Origin of the sequence: Mycolicibacterium austroafricanum (assembly GCF_000612725.1) — a bacterium.
In the GTDB taxonomy this organism is placed as follows: domain Bacteria; phylum Actinomycetota; class Actinomycetes; order Mycobacteriales; family Mycobacteriaceae; genus Mycobacterium; species Mycobacterium austroafricanum.
Map to the genome: position 1 here is coordinate 18,732 of NZ_HG964456.1, position 18,861 is coordinate 37,592.

The following is an 18,861-nucleotide window of genomic DNA, read 5'->3' on the forward strand; positions in this document are numbered from 1 at the left end:
GCCGAAATGCGAAAGCGCCTGATGCGCGGTCACTGTCGAGGCACCAGCATCCCGACGCAGACGCGGCTGCTGTTGAGGCCTCGGCGGGTCGGTGAATCGCCTAAGCGGTCGACATGATTCGGGAGATTTCGAGATGGCCGAGGTGATGTGGGAGGCCGCCGAACCCTGCCTTTCGGAAGCGCAGCGTTTGGCGGCGCTCACGGCGCTACACGTTGGTGAGCCAAGCCCGGTCATACTGGTGGTGGTCACAGCCTTGTCCCGCAGCGGTTATCCACTGCCGTCCGAGCTGCACATGGCGTTCCATGAGTGGTTGCGGCAGCGTCCAGATGTAGGGTCGCACGCCGAGTGGTCGCTGCTCGAACTTCGCGTGATGGCGGCCGACGTGAAGGCAACTGTCAACGTGGGCAGGATCGACGGGCGTTACGGCGACGCAACGCTCTGTTACTTCGTTCTCGACGACGCGGGCGTGGCGGATGCCGCCCCGGAGCAACAAGCCGACGCGTTGAGGAGATGGCTATCAGCTAGTCGACCGAGCCCATCGCTGCGAAAGGATATGCGGCTCAATGGATTCGGATATCTCCTTGACACTCCCGAACCTCCGTCATGCGACGGGTTAGGCACAAAGTGAACGTTTACGGGTGGCGACAGCCGACCGCACACCGGATCGAATGGCGTAAATTGACATCGCACTCGCCGAGACGATCGCAGGGAGGCGAGGCGAGCGGAGGCAGACGAGCGAGGTTATGGTCTAGCTACGCTACGCCGATAGTCCTCAATGGCAGCGTGAGAACTCAGACGTGAACGTCGTTGGCACAAGGGAGTCTCTGGCGCTCTATTCGGACTGGGCCTACGCATCAGCGGTGGGCGTGCTGACGCTTGCATTGGTGCTTCTTTCGGCGACTTTCGCGATCGGTTGGAGTCGGACACGCGAGACGTCTGCGGCGCGTGTGGGGGTTGCGCCCGACAGCGCGAGCCCGGGTGTCGTCGCCGTGATGTCACGGCGATCGCGGGCAGAACGTATGGAGCGTGCTGGAATAGCCGTCGTCTTCGTGGGTGCGGTCTTACTGCTGATGTGCATCGTGCTGCGCGGCCTGGCCACCTCGCGTGCCCCCTGGGGCAACATGTACGAGTTCATCAACTTGACCTGCTTGTGCGGTCTCGTCGCCGCGGCAGTCGTGTTGCGCCGCCCGCAGTTTCGCGCGCTGTGGGTGTTCGTCCTGATCCCTGTGCTGATTCTGCTCGCGGTGTCGGGCAAGTGGCTGTATGCCGACGCCGCGCCCGTGATGCCTGCGTTGCAGTCGTATTGGTTGCCTATTCATGTGTCGGTGGTGAGCCTCGGCTCCGGTGTGTTCCTCGTCGCCGGAGTGGCGAGCATTCTGTTCCTGGTCAAGACGTCGATCCATGGTGAGCAGCGGGCCGACGGGAGGAACGGGTACGTCGCGGGCATCATGTCCAGGTTGCCCGATGCGCAGGTTCTGGACAGGATCGCCTACCGCACCACGATCTTTGCGTTCCCGACCTTCGGATTCGGCGTCATCTTCGGCGCGATCTGGGCTGAGGAAACGTGGGGACGCTTTTGGGGTTGGGACCCCAAGGAGACGGTGTCGTTCATCGCGTGGGTTGCCTACGCGGCCTACTTGCATGCCCGGTCCACTGCGGGGTGGCGTGACAGGAAGGCTGCATGGATCAACGTGGCCGGCTTCGTGGCGATGGTCTTCAACCTATTTTTCATCAATCTGGTGATTGCTGGGTTGCACTCCTACGCCGGGGTGGGCTGACGTCGAGGCCGAAGCGTGCGCACGTACCCGACGTACCAGTTTCGTCTCGCTACGTCATGACCGCGGCTGAACTCAAGACTCCCGCGGTGTCGTCTCGACGACCATGCTGACCTCCGCCCCGCCCCGGACGGCGCCGCGTACCGATTCCGGGTGCCCCGCCCCTGCCTCGACGGGCACCGGGACGTCCGGGTTCTACCGCAACGACCTCGACGGCCTGCGCGGCATCGCGATCGCGCTGGTCGCGGTGTTCCACGTGTGGTTCGGCCGGGTCAGCGGTGGCGTCGACGTGTTCCTCGCGCTGTCCGGCTTCTTCTTCGGCGGCCGGCTGCTGCGCGCCGCCCTCACGTCGACTGCCTCCCTGGCACCCGTGCCCGAGGTCAGGCGTCTGATCCGGCGCCTGTTCCCCGCACTGGTGGTGGTCCTCACGGCCTGCGCGGGGTTGACGATCCTCGTCCAGCCCGAGACCCGGTGGGAGACGTTCGCCGATCAGAGCCTCGCGAGCCTCGGCTACTACCAGAACTGGGAACTGTCGAGCACGGCATCGAACTACCTGCGCGCGGGCGAGGCGGTCAGCCCGCTGCAGCACATTTGGTCGATGTCGGTGCAGGGGCAGTTCTACATCGCGTTCCTGCTGCTGGTGTTCGGCATGGCCTTCCTGCTGCGCGGCCTCCTCTTGGGCAGGCACCTGCGGGTCCTCCTGATCGTCCTGCTGTCGGCGCTCACCACCGCCTCATTCGTGTACGCGATCGTCGCGCACCAGGCCGATCAGACCACCGCCTACTACAACAGCTTCGCCCGGGCCTGGGAGTTACTGCTCGGGGCGCTGGCGGGCGCGCTGGTGCACCACGTTCGGTGGCCGATGTGGCTGCGGACCGTCGTCTCGGTGGTCGCACTGGCCGCGATCCTGTCCTGTGGCGCGTTCATCGACGGCGTCGCGGAGTTCCCCGGACCGTGGGCGCTGGTCCCGGTCGGGGCGACCATCCTGCTCATTCTGAGCGCCGCCAACCGTGCCGCCGACCCGCACCTCGCCCGCACCAACGGCCGGATGCCCCTACCGAACCGCCTCCTGGCCACCAAGCCGTTCGTCTCCCTCGGCGCGATGGCCTACTCGCTGTACCTGTGGCACTGGCCGCTGCTGATCTTCTGGCTCGCCTACAGCGGACATACACAGGCCAACCTGGCCGAGGGGGCGGGCGTCCTGCTGGTGTCCGGGGTGCTGGCCTGGCTGACCACCCGCTACATTGAGGACCCGCTGCGGCTGCGTGCGACCAGCTCGGCGAAAAAGGCGAAGGCCACCGTACCGCTGGGCACGCGCCTGCGCAGGCCCACCATCGTGCTGGGCTTGGTGGTGACGCTGTTGGGCGGGGCGCTGACGGCGGCGTCGGTCACCTGGCGCGAGCACATCGCGGTACAGCGCGCCAACGGCGAGGAGCTGGCCGGGCTGTCGCCCCGCGACTACCCCGGTGCACGAGCGCTGATCGACCACGCCAAGGTCCCGAAGCTGCCGATGCGGCCGACGGTACTGGAGGCCAAGGACGACCTGCCGCAGAGCACTACCGACAACTGCATCAGCGACTTCGCGGACCCGAGTCTGCGCGAGTGCGCTTTTGGTTCCAAAACCGCGACCCGCACCATCGCGGTGGCGGGCGGCTCGCACGCCGAGCACTGGATCACCGCGCTGGACCTGCTCGGCCGGCTGTACGGCTTCAAGGCCGTGACCTATCTCAAGATGGGCTGCCCCTTATCGGCAGAGCGAGCGCCCCGTATTCCGGGGTCGGGAGAGCTGTACCCGCAGTGCTTCGATTGGGTTCAAGCGGCCATGCGCGAGATCGTCTCCGACCGACCAGATTTCGTGTTCACCACCGTGACACGACCACGGGATGCGCAACCCGGTGACGTCATGCCAGACGTGTACCTGCCGATCTGGCAGGCGTTCGCAGAAAGCGGGGTGAAGGTGCTTGGCATGCGCGATACACCGTGGCTGGTCCGCAACGGCGAACCTTTCTTCCCTAGCGACTGTCTGGCCGACGGTGGCGACGCAACGACGTGTGGCATGCCACGAGCACTCGTCCTCGACGACGTCAATCCCGCTGCAGATCTCACGAAACGTTTCCCGATGATGGGGATGATCGACATGAGTAATGCGCTGTGTCGAGACGATTATTGCCGAGCCGCCGAAGGGAACATCCTGATCTACCGAGATTCTCATCACTTGTCGGCGACGTACGTGCGGTCCATGGCGCCAGAACTCGGGCGCAGGATTGGCGCTTTGACGGGATGGTGGCCCTAGCTCGTGTCGTGATGCGCGCACTCGGGGCCGGCAGCCTCAGCACTGCATCGTCGTGCAGGCCGATGATTCAAAAAACTGAACGGCTGACCTCCGAGCCCGACGGCCCGCGATAACCATCAAGACGAGCGCACCATGGGGCGCTCTGACGTGGGGCGGTTGGGGCTGTCTCGGTTGCCGTCGTTTCTCCAGAGCGGGTTCACGTACTCCAAGGCATTTCAGCCATTACGAAGCCGCCAGCATCTACTATGGAGGTACGTAGGTAGTCCGACGGCGAGGGGAGCCCCTCAGGGTTCCGTTGCCGCCACGCAAGACGAGAGGAAGCGGCCTCGCCGTTGGGCAGGCCCAAGGGCTGAGCATGGCATACAGAACCGAGCCGCGGGGCAGGGTGAAATCAACCCGACGCGCCACCGGTAACGGCGAGGTCGTCGCTGCTCTCGTGCAGTGGGCTGTGTGTCGAGGGTGGACCGCGCGGACCAGTCCCGATGGGTGCTGTCACTTCTACGACCCCCAGGGTGAGTACGTCGCGTACTGGCCGTCGAATATGTCCTCAGGCCCTGGTCACCGTTGGTAAGCAGACAGCTCCGTCCGTTCGTCGATGTCCCGGCAGCGCCTTGCAACGCCGGCAGCAATATTCGTGTAGTCGATGAGTCGGGGTGCGCTGGCAGCGTTGCAGCCCAATGGCGCCGTCGATATCCAACGCGGCGATTTGAGTGAGGCGCGGGAGTCTTCGCAACACATTGGTTGCGGAGCAACAACTCTCGGGTAGGTCACTCCGTCTACACGGGGTTCTCGCGGAGCCGTTGGCGGCGCGCAGGTGTTCTGCCACACGGCGGTTCCCTTGGTGGGCCGTCGGCGAGGGTCTCTCGGCGGCGCCGCGCTCACCATTGAATCTGTCGGCTCGAATCCGTGTCGTCGACGTCGGCGTGGTGACGCATCCCGCCGACGCGCGGGTTCGCAAACTAGGGTTGACGGGTCATGTGCATACATGCGTATTATTGCATGTATGGCAGATCGCAACGGCGAGACGGTGAGCCGCCCCGGCGCCGACGGAACGCCCACGAATAGGACCTTGGCACTCGACCTGACAGACCTGCTTCCCGGTAGCGACGAGCGCTGCGCTGACCGCCTGACGCGCGGCCTGGTGGATGACGGGATCATCGAACAGGCCCACGTCATCGATGGCGACACGACCAAACCCCGCCTGTGTGTGCACTACGACGCCGAGGCTGCGTCCGCAACAGAAGTGCAGCGGCGGGCTCTGCAGGCGGCCGACACGATCACGTCGACGTACGGGCACCTTCGCTGGTTGACTACAGGCACTCATGACGACGAGGCGATACGAACTGCGCTCGCCGACACGCTCTCGACGATGCCTGGCGTCATCGCCGCAGTAGCGACACCCGATTCGATCGAGCTGGAGTTCGAGCGGGCGACGGTGACCGCCCAAGAGCTCGTAGACGTCATCGCTGCGCAGGTGGCGCCGTCGAGGAGTGCCACCCCGGTTGAAGCCGCCGTCGCGCACGAGAGAGACGGCGCCGACCATCAACATGGTCACGGCGGGATCTTCGGCGAGCGCACCGAACTGGTCTTCGCGGGACTGGCGGGCGCGCTACTACTCACGGGCTGGTTACTGGCCGCCTTCGCCGATACGCCGCGCTCGGCCGAGGTGGTGGTCTACGGCCTGGCGTTCTTCTTCGGCGCGTTCTTCACCGTGCAGGAAGCCTTCGCCAGTGTGCGGCAGGGCCGGTTTGAGATCGACTTCCTCATGCTCGTCTCCGCTGCGGGTGCGGCCGCGCTCGGCGAAATCGCCGAAGGCGCGCTCCTGCTGTTCCTCTTCAGCGTCGGACACGCACTCGAGGGCTATGCGATGGGCCGGGCTCGCCGGGCGATCGAAGCGCTCGCCGAACTCGCCCCGAAGACGGCGCTGGTGCGGCGCGGCGGCACGGGCGACACCGTCGAAGTGTCCGTTGCGGACCTGCGCGTTGGGGACATCGTCGTCGTGCGCCCCAACATGCGTCTGGCCGCAGACGGCTTCGTCGTGGCAGGCAGCAGCAGCATCGATCAAGCCCCGGTGACCGGGGAGAGCGTCCCCGTCGACAAGAATCCGGTCCCGGACGTGGCGGCAGCCGCCGCCTCACCCGAGCTCATCGACGCGGCATCGCGGGTGTTCGCCGGCACCATCAACGGCGCCGGCGCCATCGAGGTTCAGGTGACCCGGCTCGCGGGTGACTCCACCCTGGCCCGCGTGGTGCGTCTGGTGGCCGAGGCGCAAACCAAGACCACCTCCACGCAGCGCTTCACCGACCGGTTCCAGCGCGTTTTCGTGCCCGTGATCCTGGTCGGTGTGGTCCTGCTGCTCTTCGCCGGGTTCGTGGTCGACGAGCCGTTCACTGACACGGTGTACCGGGCGCTTGCCGTTCTGGTGGCGGCCAGTCCGTGTGCGCTGGCGATCGCCACGCCCAGCGCGGTGTTGTCGGCGGTGGCGCGGGCGGCGCGGGCCGGCATCCTGATGAAGGGCGGTGCCGCGCTGGAGGAACTTGGCCGGGTCGATGTGCTGGCCTTTGATAAGACCGGCACCCTCACCGAGGGGCGGCCCAGGATTGCCGATGTCTGCGCCACCGCAGACAGCGACGACGCCGAACTGCTGAGGATCGCCGTGGCGGTTGAGGAGCAAAGCGACCATCCGCTGGCCCGCGCCATCGTCCGCGACGGCCGCCAGCGCCTGGCCGGAGCGGCGATACCCCGCGCGACCGATGTTCGTGCCGTGATCGGCCGCGGCATCGTCGCGTCCGTCGATGGGGTCGAGGTCTGCATCGGCAAGACCGAACTGTTCACCGACGCCGCCCAGCCCCCACCGGCCGAGCTGGCGGCCGAGGTGGAGCGTCTCGAACAGGCGGGCCGCACGACGATGCTCGTCCGCGCAGGCGAACGCTGGTTGGGTGCGATCGGATTGATGGACCTTCCTCGGCCGGAGGCGTCGGCGGTCATCGCACGTCTTGCCGAGCTCGGTGTGAAGAACACCGTGATGCTGTCGGGGGACAACCAGCGGGTGGCCGACGCCGTCGCCGCCGAAGTCGGTGTCGCCTACGCCCGTGGCGATCTGATGCCCGAGGACAAGGTGGCCCAGATCGCCGCCCTCCGGGAACGCCACGGCCGCGTCGGGATGGTCGGTGACGGTGTCAACGATGCGCCCGCCATGGCCGGCGCGAGTGTGGGTATTGCGATGGGGGCGGCGGGCTCCGACGTGGCGTTGGAGACCGCTGACGTTGCGCTGATGGCCGACGACCTGCGCGCGTTGCCGTTTGCAGTGAGCCTGAGCCGCCGCTGCTCGCGCGTCATCAAGCAGAATCTGTGGGCCAGTCTCGGAATCGTCGCGGTCCTCATCCCGGCGACGGTCTTCGGTCTGGGCATCGGTCCCGCCGTGCTCATCCACGAAGGCTCGACTCTCATCGTCGTTGCCAATGCGTTGCGACTCCTCGGGATGCCGATGCAGTCGATTAACCCCGCAGCGCCGCGCGTTGAGCGTGCAGAAGAGACGCCATGACGATCGACCCGTTCAGCGCTGCAGATGAATTCGAGCATGCCGACGTGGACAGTGTGGTCGTCTTCGTGGACATCGCTGGGTTCACGGCGTTCACCGAGGCCCACGGTGATCATCGTGCTGCCGAACTGGCGGACCGGTTCGCCACCATAGCCGCGAGGGTTCTCGGGCCCGGCGACGAGATGATCAAGACCCTCGGCGACGCCGTGATGATCACCAGCTCCGACCCCACGGCGGCGCTAGCCTTCCTCCGGCGACTCCACGAACAGACCCGTCGCATCGACGGCTTTCCGTTGTTGCGCGCAGGCATCTGTGCTGGGGCGGTGGTGAAGCGGCGCGGAGACGTCTTCGGCTCGACGGTCAACACCGCAGCCAGACTGGCCGCCGTCGCCCGGCCAGGCCAAATCGTCGGCAACGCCGACGCCGCTTCCGCGCTTCGGGGAACGGATCTTCTCGCGACGACGTCGTTGGGCTCGCTTCGGTTGCGGAATGTCGGTGCGCTGGTGGAAGCGTTCGCCCTCGACGTCGGAACCCGCCACCAGGAGCACGTCGATCCGATATGTCGGATGCACGTCTCGACAGATGCACAATCGCTGACGATCACGCATGAGGAGGACACTTACCGGTTCTACTTCTGTTCGACGGCCTGTCTACGCCAATTCGCAGACCGCGTTGGCGATATGAGCACATCGTCTGGTGACGGGGATTCGCAGTCCATTCAGTCGTTCTTGGGTGAGGTCGCGGCCCCTTTGGGCACGCTGAGGTCCCCGACGAGCGGGCGGGGGGCTGCACCGATGTCGACTCGTTCAACCTCCTGCTAAGGGCCGAAGTTCACCACATGCTCCCGAATGGTGTTCACGATCAATACTATTCGCGCGAGACGAGACCGGTCGGGCCGTCGCAAGTACCGGATGCCTTACCTATCAACATCTATCGACGCAGAAACGTAAAGTCCCGGTTAGGAGCGGACATGACCGACGAGCACCTTCACGAGCTTCTGCACGACGACCGCCAGCTTCTCGACGTTCTGTACCACTAACTGACTAACTAACTAGTGGAGGGACTGAGTACGGGGAAGTGTCCACATCGCGCGCTGACTGGTCGGGGGCGCGCTGGCGGGCCCGGCGTCCCCCGCGTACGCCTGGCTGTTCTTGACGCCGGGAATCGGCTGCGCTGGCCTAGGAGGAGGGCCGCAACGAGGCGGCGGAGGAGCCCGGACACGGTGTGTAAGTGTTCACCCGCGGGGGGAGGCCAATAGCGTGTACGAGCCTTGGCTTGCTCCCGTTCAGTGCCGCCATGGGCGCTGATCGCGATGGACTCCTGCGTCTTGCGGGCGCTTTGTGACGCTTCACTGGAATGTCAAGGTTTGTTTGGGGGGAGCCGCAGTCAGGTTGCTACCCAGGCCGGCGTGGACATGCCTGTCTTGCCGTCGGTAACCACGCTGTGCCGTGCTGCGGCGACTACCAGTGCCTGTGGCGGATCCGTCTCTGATGGGTGTGCGTGCTTCGGTTCAGCGGCCCGGTCCCATCATGCCGTGACCCATGCCGGGACCCATCATTCCGTGACCCATGCCAGGTCCCATCATCCCGCCGTCCATCATTCCGCTCATCATCGCCGGCATCCCTTCGACGACGAATCCGGTGACTTCGCGGGCATGTTCGCGAATGGCGCTGGTCAGCTCGGGGTCGCTGGAGGTTTCGACCACCACCACGCCGCTGGCTGTGAGCGTGATCTGACGTTGATAATCGGCAGCACGGCGGAACAGGGTGGGCAGGCTTGAACTCATGCAGGTGACTTCACTGCCCTGATCGAGGTGGGTATACATCGACGAGACGTGGGCCTGCAGTTCGGCGACGAGGTCGGCGGCGTCGGATTCGGTGGTGGTGCGCACCCCGCCGGGAATCTCTTCGACGGTGCGTCGAAGCTCCTGATGCCGCATGAACATGTTCATGTAAGCGCGCATATCCATACCGGTCGCGCCACCCATCCCGGGTTGGGCACGGCTGACAGGTATGTCGATAATGTTGCGCAAGACATACCCCAGGCCGAAGAGGGCCCCACCGGTGGCCAGCATTCTCAGCGCCGCTCGCCTGCTCATTCCGGTCATATCCGATGATCTCCTCGTGCTCTACATGTCGTGGGAATTCGCGTTGTCGGCGAACGCTTGGTGCAGGTTGCTTCCGTCTTAAGGCATTGGCGGCTTCGTGCCCGACGATCGCCGACTCAACGAGACAGTCTGAGATTGCGCCTACCGCAGCGTGAATCGGCTCTTGTGCGCTACGGACGGGGTGTAGTCGGCGTGGTTGTCGGCGGCTGCCACTGGCCTGGACCCCAAGGGCCTGAAGGCCCCATGTTCCCCGGTGACCACGAGCCTTGCGGTCCCATCATGCCCGGGCCCATCATGCCGGGCCCCATCATGCCGGGCGTTCCTTGACATTGCCCCCGATTACCGCCGAAACCGTCGGTGGCCCTGCCGATGAAGAACCCGGAAAAGAACACCACTGCAACGATGAACACTGCGGCGGCGGCGATGCCACTCCACGCCAAGGCGTGGTTCACCCCTCTGCGCTCTCCGGCCACGGCCATTCGTTCGCTTGTGGATTCAGGTGTATCAGTCATGCTTCCAATCTCCTTCGCTGTATCCAATTCTTGGGGTGCTCGGTCGACCGATACCGCACGATCAGCCGGCGGTGAGCCCGCGCCACTTGAGTCATCGTGATTCCTGGTGTTCGCGCAGCAGCGTCAATCGCCGCCGAAACTCATCCTCGTCGATGTCGCCGCGCGCAAACCGTTGTGCCAGAGCATCTTCGGACTTGGATGAGGACGCTGAATCAGCGCGGTTGCGCTGTGCATTGCTATCGGTGAGATACCGGACGGCTAGCACGACCGCGGTGATCAGGGCGGCCGACGACAGCACCATCACCGCGCCCATGAGGATCCAGCCGCTCCACCCCCAACCGCCCCACATGCAGCCGTCTGTGCCGTACATCATGGTTGCAAAGCCCTTTCACTTGACTGGCCGGGAAATGTCTTACCTGGCACCACGATGTACTGGCAGGGTGCCCCGACGGTAGGGCCGATGTGCCTCAACAACCCCGCAAAAAGTGCGGAAACCGTGAATTGCCTGTCTCCGTGGAACGGCATCGCCCGACGATCATTTTCCCTGCAGGTCGTGTCTCGGGCCCTCCCCTTCGGTGAGGCGCTGCAGGATCGCCAACTGGGCGTTCGGACAGGCCGCGAAACAGCGCTGCCGCCGGCGCCATGCATTCCCCGGCGCTCGGGATCGACGAGGCAGATCGACTCGCCATTCGGACGGCTGGAGGTGTCGCGGGCGCCGACGCGGAGGTGTCTCAGGCCTCCCTAGAGTCCAGGCCGCGGACGATGTCGCCGAGCCTGAAGGCAATTGGCTGTTCGAATGGAGCATATTTGCACGAGCGTGGGTCGCGGATGAGCTACCAGCGGTTGGATTGGGTGGTGGGGCGGAAGCGTTGCCCTTCCATATCGTCGTCGGACCTCGACCACCCGGTCGGGTCGCAGCGACACGAACGACAGATCGTTGCGGCGTTCCAGTGGGAGGTCTCGTTCTTGCGTGGGGTGCGTTCACCGGCTTCGTGGGCGGCCCAGTCCCACGAGTGGTCATCGAACGATCTACCAGCGGCTACATTTCGGCAGACAACTGACGCCTCTTGGCCATCGGGAACGCCCCGATCACGCCGACCGAGGGGGAGGGTGCAGTCATGGCCGTAGAGCCGGAGCAGCATGGCGCGGATCGCGTCCTTACTGGAACTGTGCATACAGCGACCGGCGACGACACAGTCGGCGGTCCGCTGATACTTGATCTTGAACTCGACCAGCTTGTCGGATTGATGGGTGACCGTCGAGTGATTTCCTCGCAAGAGTGACGTGAACCCAGGCGGCCGGAGTCGGTCAAGGCCTTGACAAGTGCGACGCGACGATGGACGTCGCCCCAAGATGCTCGGCGTCTGGGACGATCGCCCGCCAATGGCAACCCGAATCGGCGCCGACTCCGCTCGCCCAACACCACCACAGCACGATCTCCGTCCACGGACCTGCTCCCATTTGAGAGGCTCGACGAAGTTCGGGCAACTGACTGTCGGCGCCCTTGGCCGGCCGTTTGCCTGACTGCCGGGATGTTCCTGTCGCTGTACCTCCTGGTAGAGGCGTTGAACTTCCCGAAGAACCGCCAGCGGTATGGTAGGAGGGGACCCTCAGCAGTGCACACTGTTTTCGTGCTGATGGTGGTGTTCTTTGTCCGTTGTGAGGGTCTCGACGGTGTGGTTGGTCCTCGGATGTCACCACGCTTGGGCAACTGGATGCAGCGCTCAACGCTGCGGGACCGTATGTCGTGGCGATTCGCGCGCGTCGTGTTGGTGCTGCCGACGTTCGCCGAAACACCGAATTCTCTGTGCGACGACCGGCTCGATGGTCTAGCCGCGATTCCCCGCGGAACACCCCTTAAACGAGTTCTGGTTGCATTCGCCTACACGTCAGATCTGCCAGTCCTGGGCTCCGTCGTTTTCGTCGTAGATGCCGATGGAGTTCTTGACGACGACCGGGTCCCCGCTGCCGAAGTTGTCGTAGAACCACTGCGCGTTGGCTGGACTCAAATTGGGGCATCCGTGGCTGACATTGCGCTTGCCTTGATCAGCGACTGACCAGGGCGCGCCGTGAACGAAGATGCCGGCGTTGTTGATGCGCACCGCGTCTTGGACCTTGAGCTTGTAACCTTCGGCTGCGTCGACCGGCACACCATAGGTGGAGGAGTCCATCACCATGTCGGCGAACTTCTCGAGCACGTAGTAGGTGCCGTTGGGTGTGTCGTATCCCGGCTTTCCCAAAGACACCGGCATGGTCTTCTCGAGTGTGCCGTTGCGCATGACCTCCATTTGGAGGGTGGCGTTGTCGATGGTCGCCACCAACGAGTCGCCGGTGCGGAAGCTCGATTTTGTGCCGCTGGCATCGATGGTGACCGTGGTGTTGGCGGGCCAGAAGTCGATGGGCCGCCATCTGAGTTGGGTCGCGCTCATCCAGTAGAACTTCCCGGGGACCGCGGGGGTGGAGGAGATGTGGACGGCTTGCTCGGCTAGCGCGCGGTCGGCAATGGGCCGTTGGAAGTTGATAATGATGGGTTTGGCGACGCCGACCGTCGAGCCGTTCGTCGGGTTGAACGTGGGGGGAGCGAAGACCGGTGGGCCGAGGTACGGCGCCGGGTTCTGGCCGGCGGGTGTCTGCTCGGCAGCCGTTGACGACGGGCCGGGAAATGGGCCGGATAGCGGAGGGAGGAAGGGGTTCGGCGCTGTCGAGTCGGGGACTGTGAGGGGGTTGCCGGGCGTGGGCACGGGTATTTGTGGCTCGGCGGAGGCCGACGGCGCGGTCAGCACGGTAACAGCTGCTAGTGCGGCCGTCATCATGGCCATGAATGGCCTGGGTGGCGGGCACCGCATGCGGGCCTTCTCCCTTCGATGTGGTCACCGTGCGGCACTCGCGCGGCCGGCGACGATTTGTTGCTACGTAGTTTCATAGTAGATGATGTGGCGTCGGGTGCGGCAGCATGGGTGCGGACCTGCGTGGTAGATGAGTAGGTTCGGACACGGTGGATGCGGAGGGTGTCGGACGTCGTGGATGGTGTCACCGCTATCGCTACGTCTGGTCACGTGCTCCTCGCGGTGTTCGTGTCGGCGTTGGCTGGGTTGGTGTCGTTCGCATCGCCCTGCGTCGTACCTCTCGTACCCGGGTATCTGTCCTACCTTGCAGCGGTGGTCGGCGTGGATGACCAGGCGCGTGCCCAGCCGCTGGGCAGGGCACGTCTGCGGTTGGCAGGGGCCGCAGGGTTGTTCGTTGCCGGGTTCACGGCGGTGTTCCTCATGGGAACCGTCGCGATTCTGGGTCTGACGACGACGCTTATCACCAATGGGGTGTTATTGCAGCGCATCGGCGGAGTCGTCACGATCGTGATGGGTCTGGTGTTCATGGGTTTCTTCCCCGCGTTGCAACGCGACGCGCGGTTTACGCCCACGTCGTTGTCCACGCTGTGGGGTGCGCCGCTACTTGGGGCGGTGTTCGGGCTGGGCTGGACCCCGTGTTTGGGCCCGACGCTGACGGGTGTGATCGCTGTGGCATCTGCCAGCGAGGGGCCCAACGTCGTGCGCGGCATCGTGCTCGTCGTCGCCTACTGTGTGGGTCTGGGCGCTCCGTTCGTGCTGTTCGCGCTGGCATCCGGCCGGGCAATGCGGGCACTGGGCTGGCTGCGACGAAACGCCCGGAGAATTCAGGTCTTCGGCGGTGTGCTCCTCGTCGCGGTCGGCATCGCCCTGGTGACTGGGCTGTGGAACGAGGTGGTGTCGTGGGTGCGCGATGCGTTCGTCAGCAACACCACACTTCCGATATGACGCAGTCGCTTTCGAGTGCACCGCGCCGTCGCGCATTCCGGGGACACAGGGTGTTGATCGTGAACCGCCGGAGCCGTGACGGTGAAAACATCGCGAGATCGGAGTGGGGGCGGTGATGGCGACGTCTGCCGCTCCGCGACGCTGGGTGGTGCGGGCTGTGTTGCTCGGTGTTGCAACGATTTCGGGCGTTACCGCCGCGGCGATCGGCGCTTTAGCGTTGCCTGAGGTGCTTGCGGTGACCGGGCTGAGCGATCCGGGGCCCTTCACTACCTACGGGCTGTCGTTCGTGCGCGCCGCCGGAGAGATCGCTGCGGTGGTGGCGATCGGACACTTCTTGTTCGCGGCGTTCCTCGTGCCGCCGCAGGCCAGTGGAGTGCTCGACGTCGATGGTTACCGGGCGCTTAGGGTGGGCGGTGCCGCTTGTGCGGTATGGGCTGTGTGCGCTGCGCTGTTGGTGGCGCTGACGGTCTCCGACGTGTCGGGGGTGCCTTTGACCGAGCTGACACCGCTGGACATATGGTCGGCGGCCGACCTCGTTGAAACCAGCGCGGCGTGGCGCACCACCTCGCTTCTGGCGGCGTTCGTCGCCGTGGCGAGCCTGACGGTGTTGCGGTGGTCGTGGACTCCCGCCCTGTTGGCGGGCGGCCTGGTGACGTTGATGCCGCTGGCCGTGACGGGGCACTCCTCATCGGGCGGCTCACACGATATCGCGACCAACAGCCTGCTCATTCACGTGTTTGCCGGGGCATTGTGGGCCGGCGGACTGTTCGCGCTGCTCGGGCACGCACTGCGCCGCGGCGGCCACACCGACGTAGCCGCCCGGCGGTTCTCGGGTCTGGCGCTGTGGTGCTTCGCGGCGATGGCCGTGAGCGGATTCGTCAACGCGGCGGTCCGGATCGACGTGTCGAACATGCTGGATAGCAGCTACGGGCTCCTCGTCGTGGGGAAGGTGACGGCGCTGGCCGGGCTCGGTGTGATCGGCTGGCGACAGCGACGGTCGTCGATCGTTGCGCTGCAGCGTGATCCGACGGCGCGCCGACCGCTGCTGCGGCTCGCACTCACAGAAGCCGCCCTGTTTGGCGTCGCAATTGGAGTGGCGGTCGGGTTGGGTCGCACGCCACCGCCGCCCGCGACGCGCGAACCCCTTCCGGCCGAGGTTGCGCTTGGCTTCGATCTCGCCGAGCCGCCGACGATCGCCCGGGTGTTCTTCGAATGGCGGTTCGACCTGATCTTCGGCACGGCGGCGGTCGTCATGGCCGGCATCTACCTTGCTGCGGTGTATCGGCTGTCTCGCCGCGGTTCCCCGTGGTCGACGCGGCGCACTGTGTCGTGGGTGATCGGTTGCCTCGCTTTGCTGTTCGCCACTTCGTCAGGACTCGGCATGTACATGGCGGCGATGTTCAGCATGCACGCCGTTGCTCAATTGATGCTCACGATAGTGGTGCCGGTGTTGCTCGTGCAGGGCGCACCGGTGACCCTCGCGCTGAAGGCATTGCGGGCGGCCGATCCTCACGGGGTGCCTGGGCCACGCGAATGGCTTGTCAGCGCGCTGAATTCATCATTGTTGCGTTTCATCGCTCATCCGTGGACGGCGCTCACGCTTCTGGTGGTGGGCGTCTATGGGCTTTGCTTCGAGGTCGTCTTCGATGCCGCCGTGAGCGAACACGCCCCACACATGCTGATGATCGGGTACTTCCTGCTCAGTGGTGCACTGTTCTTCACCGCTGTTGGCGGCGTCGAGCCGGTGGTGCCACGGCCGATGCCCAGGCGGGGCCGGATCGCGATGCTGTTGTTCGCGCTGTCGCAGTTCGTCATTGCTGGGGTCGTGGTGATGAACATGCGTGAGGTTCTCGGTGGCGCCTTCTACCGCTCCTTGAAACTGAGCTGGCATGCAGACTTGCTGAGCGACCAGCGGTTGGGAGGCCAAGTCATCGCTGCCGGCGGGCTTGTGGCGGTGCTGGCGGTGATCGCGGTGCAGATCGTGCAGCGCCGCCGCTCGACTGCGATCGAGCAGATGACGACCACGGCTAGCCTCGGCTCATGACGAGGTACCGCACCGTCGGCATAACGGCCTGCATCGCCCTGGTCCTGGGGCTGAGCGCGTGCAGTGACACCGCCCCCGTATCGCGGCGTGACATCGCCGTCACTCACAACGACGCCGATGTCGCCTTTCTCCAGCAGATGATTCCTCACCATGCCCAGGCCATCGGGATGTCCGATCTCCTGGTGACGAAGTCAGACGCCGCCCCACAGGTCGCCGCTCAAGCCGTGTCCATCAGCAGCCGGCAGGCATCCGAGATCGAGATGATGCGGGGCTGGCTGGCGCTGTGGGGTGTGGGCCCGGCCGCCGCGCAGCAGCATCATCCGAACCAGTGCGGCATGGTCTCGTCCGCGGATCTCACGGCGTTGCAGAACGCCGGTGATGCCGCAGCCAACCGCCTGTATCTGGAACTGATGATCGCGCACCACGCAGGGGCGATCAAGATGGCGCGTACCGAGGTCGATGCGGGACATAGCCGCTACGCAACCGACTTCGCACAGGGAATCATTTCCTCGCAGCAACGCGAGATCGACGTGATGCGGTCGATGTCGACCCCCGGCATCGCCGTCGACGAGGCGGCGCCGGCATGTTAGCGCCGATGGCGCCATCCACGTGCCGAGGTGTCGAACCGCTGCGCCCTGGGGCCGCCATCAATCACCGCGGCTATCCGTTCAAGGCCTGTTCGACTGCGGTCTTCAAGTCGTCGTAGCTCCTGAACTCCACTTCGGTTCCGTCGAGGAAGAAGGTCGGTGTGCCCTGGACACCGAGGGCCTTACCGTCAGCCACATCGACATTGACACGATCGAGTGTGGCGGGGTCGTTGTAGGCAGCGTCGAACGCCGCCATGTCCAGCCCAAGTTCGGCGGCGAACCCGCGGAATCGGGAGTCCGCCGGAGTTTGCTGTTCGCCCCACTCACTTTGCGTCTCATACATCTTCTTGTACATGGGCTCGAACTTGTCCTGCTGAGCGGCCGCCTCGACCGCACGCGCCGCCCGCTCTGCATTGAAGTGCGACTGAATGGGGAAGTAGCGGATGACGAAGTTGACGCGGTCCCCGTACTCGGCGCGCAGCTGTTCGACCATCGGGAAGGCCGCGCGGCACGCTTCGCATTCGAAGTCGAGGAACTCGACGAAGGTGACATCGCTATTTGGCACGTTGGTGAGGCGGCGACTGTTTTCCCGGACCAGCTGACCGACGTCTCCACCCTGGGCTTGCGCGGAGCCGGGTGTGTCCTTGTCCTGTGCCGAGAGATAGACGCCAACCCCGATGATCATGGTGATGACCGCGAAGACGGTCAGCAGAATGCGTGTGAGAGGTGCCATTCGAATGCGTCCTTCTTGAGTTTCACCGAACGTCTATGATGCGCCGGAGCAGCCGTCTACCGCAGCTCCGACTCGGACCGTGCCCGCGGTTGAGCATCGCGTGTCCGACTATATACGGAGGAAGACCGTAGATCTGTTATGCCCTCGGTTGGCGGTGCGAGGCTCTGTGGGCGGCGAGGCTCTGGCCTGCCGGTCTCATTACTCGGTTCTAGTTCTCTTCTGATGATGTCCCCACCCTCCCTGTTTCAAGCAGGCACGCCGTCAACAACCTGTCAGGTCACGACACCCAGCCCGTGACGGCACACTTGCCATCCGCGGGCATGTACGTAGGCGGATAGTAGGAGCCGGTGCTTACCCGGCGTGCCGTCGGCCCTGATGTCCGTGGGGCTGACAAGCTACGCACGTGAAAGCCGTCGTCTCCGGACTTGTCGCTATGACCGTCTTGCTATTCGCGCCGACGCCCATGGCCGCCGCTGAGATCGGACAGCGCGTCGCGCAGGCAGACGCCTATCTCGCCACCCGTCCCGGCGTAGTGGGCTATGTGCTTCGCGACCGGACAACCGGAGAGACTCACCGCAACGAGGTGGCCAACACGATGATGTGGACCGCATCCACCATCAAGCTGGCGATGGTGGTCGATCTGTTGACTAGGGCACGCGCCGGCCAGATCACCTTGACCCCGGCCGACCGCCAACTCATGGCCGACATGATGCACTCATCGGACAGCGGCGCTGCGGATACGCTTTGGGAACGCTATAGCGGACCGGACAACATGGCGTTCAACCGCAATTTCGCCACGTACGGACTCACTAGCCTGCAACCGCAGCCTGGGTTCAGCAGCACGCACCCGTACTGGGGCTTTCAGAAGGCCACGAGCGAGGACCTCGACCGGCTGATGAACTACACCCTCACGAGCTTGCCTGCGGCCGAAACCGCGGCCATCGTGTCGGAGATGCAACACCTCGATGCCAACCAACAATGGGGAGTCTGGGGAGCGGGCGCGGCCATGACTCCCGGCAACAAGAACGGGTGGTCTCAAGAGCAGGGCGGCTGGGTCGTCAATAGCGTCGGTTTCGCCGGCCCTCGACAGCGCTACACGTTGGCGATCATGAACTCGCTCAACGGGGAAGGCGGCTACGACGATGGCGTGGAAACGACCACCCGCCTGGCGCGAATCCTGCTTGCCCCAGCTTAGTCACCACCAGCGGACCTAGGTGATGTCCGAGACGAGGGACGGTCCGGCCGACGGTACGCGGCGGCGGCAAATCGGCGACCTAGTGGTCGACGCTGCGGCCCGACAGGTGTACCAGCGAGGAAATTCGTACAGCTCACGCGGACGGAGTTCGCAATTGAGCGGGCACTACCCGACAGTCTGGGCGAACCAGCGACATGCCGGCGACATCAGAAGCGTCATGGGGGACTTGGCATTCCGGACCTCGGCCTGCATTCGGCGTGCATGTCGCAATCTTCGTCGCGAG

The 18,861-nt window shown here is 64.9% G+C and carries 14 protein-coding genes and 1 pseudogene; 9 read left to right on the top strand and 6 right to left on the bottom strand.

Annotated elements, in window-relative coordinates:
* The first annotated feature begins 133 nt into the window (after positions 1-133).
* The 5 genes from BN976_RS22680 (at position 134) to BN976_RS22700 (ending at position 8,430) form a co-directional block, all read left to right on the top strand.
* Positions 134-628: a hypothetical protein gene (locus tag BN976_RS22680; RefSeq protein ID WP_011780882.1), complete on the top strand. Its 495-nt coding sequence runs from the start codon at positions 134-136 to the stop codon at positions 626-628.
* Between the two features lie 169 nt (positions 629-797).
* Complete coding sequence (ccsB, locus tag BN976_RS22685; protein WP_011767868.1) at positions 798-1,778, top strand: c-type cytochrome biogenesis protein CcsB; 981 nt, start codon at positions 798-800, stop codon at positions 1,776-1,778.
* Between the two features lie 103 nt (positions 1,779-1,881).
* Positions 1,882-4,068, top strand: coding sequence for an acetyltransferase SucT (locus BN976_RS22690; protein ID WP_036374372.1), 2,187 nt, complete (start codon positions 1,882-1,884; stop codon positions 4,066-4,068).
* A gap of 985 nt (positions 4,069-5,053) precedes the next feature.
* A complete protein-coding gene (locus BN976_RS22695; RefSeq protein WP_011780880.1) occupies positions 5,054-7,612 on the top strand; it encodes a heavy metal translocating P-type ATPase in 2,559 nt (852 codons plus the stop codon).
* Positions 7,609-8,430 (top strand): adenylate/guanylate cyclase domain-containing protein, encoded by an 822-nt coding sequence (locus tag BN976_RS22700; RefSeq protein ID WP_011780879.1) that lies wholly within the window; start codon positions 7,609-7,611, stop codon positions 8,428-8,430. The genes BN976_RS22695 and BN976_RS22700 overlap by 4 nt, the downstream gene beginning before the upstream one ends.
* A gap of 689 nt (positions 8,431-9,119) precedes the next feature.
* On the opposite strand, the gene BN976_RS22705 is transcribed toward BN976_RS22700, so the two are convergent.
* The 5 genes and pseudogenes from BN976_RS22705 to BN976_RS22720 all read right to left on the bottom strand — a co-directional run bounded on the left by BN976_RS22705 (position 9,120) and on the right by BN976_RS22720 (position 13,074).
* Positions 9,120-9,716: a hypothetical protein gene (locus BN976_RS22705; protein ID WP_011767872.1), complete on the bottom strand. Its 597-nt coding sequence runs from the start codon at positions 9,714-9,716 to the stop codon at positions 9,120-9,122.
* Positions 9,717-9,886: 170 nt separating this feature from the next.
* A complete protein-coding gene (locus tag BN976_RS34725; RefSeq protein ID WP_011780878.1) occupies positions 9,887-10,255 on the bottom strand; it encodes a hypothetical protein in 369 nt (122 codons plus the stop codon).
* Positions 10,256-10,319: 64 nt separating this feature from the next.
* Positions 10,320-10,601 (bottom strand): SHOCT domain-containing protein, encoded by a 282-nt coding sequence (locus tag BN976_RS22710; protein WP_011780877.1) that lies wholly within the window; start codon positions 10,599-10,601, stop codon positions 10,320-10,322.
* A 358-nt stretch (positions 10,602-10,959) separates the two neighbouring features.
* Positions 10,960-11,484 (bottom strand): annotated as a pseudogene (ligC, locus tag BN976_RS34480) (ATP-dependent DNA ligase); the annotation flags it as partial.
* 633 nt (positions 11,485-12,117) lie between these two features.
* Complete coding sequence (locus tag BN976_RS22720) at positions 12,118-13,074, bottom strand: L,D-transpeptidase (RefSeq protein ID WP_011780876.1); 957 nt, start codon at positions 13,072-13,074, stop codon at positions 12,118-12,120.
* A gap of 174 nt (positions 13,075-13,248) precedes the next feature.
* Here BN976_RS22720 and BN976_RS22725 point away from each other — a divergent pair, with 174 nt between their 5' ends.
* From BN976_RS22725 to BN976_RS22735, 3 genes are all read left to right on the top strand, one after another.
* On the top strand, positions 13,249-14,019 hold the full coding sequence (locus BN976_RS22725) for a cytochrome c biogenesis CcdA family protein (RefSeq protein ID WP_011780875.1): 771 nt from the start codon (positions 13,249-13,251) through the stop codon (positions 14,017-14,019).
* 115 nt (positions 14,020-14,134) lie between these two features.
* On the top strand, positions 14,135-16,063 hold the full coding sequence (locus BN976_RS22730; protein WP_011780874.1) for a bifunctional copper resistance protein CopD/cytochrome c oxidase assembly protein: 1,929 nt from the start codon (positions 14,135-14,137) through the stop codon (positions 16,061-16,063).
* Entirely contained in the window at positions 16,060-16,653 is a 594-nt protein-coding gene (locus BN976_RS22735; RefSeq protein ID WP_011780873.1) for a DUF305 domain-containing protein, read from the top strand. The genes BN976_RS22730 and BN976_RS22735 overlap by 4 nt, the downstream gene beginning before the upstream one ends.
* A gap of 70 nt (positions 16,654-16,723) precedes the next feature.
* On the opposite strand, the gene BN976_RS22740 is transcribed toward BN976_RS22735, so the two are convergent.
* A complete protein-coding gene (locus BN976_RS22740) occupies positions 16,724-17,383 on the bottom strand; it encodes a DsbA family protein (protein WP_011767880.1) in 660 nt (219 codons plus the stop codon).
* A gap of 433 nt (positions 17,384-17,816) precedes the next feature.
* Here BN976_RS22740 and BN976_RS22745 point away from each other — a divergent pair, with 433 nt between their 5' ends.
* Complete coding sequence (locus BN976_RS22745; protein WP_011780872.1) at positions 17,817-18,578, top strand: serine hydrolase; 762 nt, start codon at positions 17,817-17,819, stop codon at positions 18,576-18,578.
* The last annotated feature ends 283 nt before the right edge of the window (positions 18,579-18,861 follow it).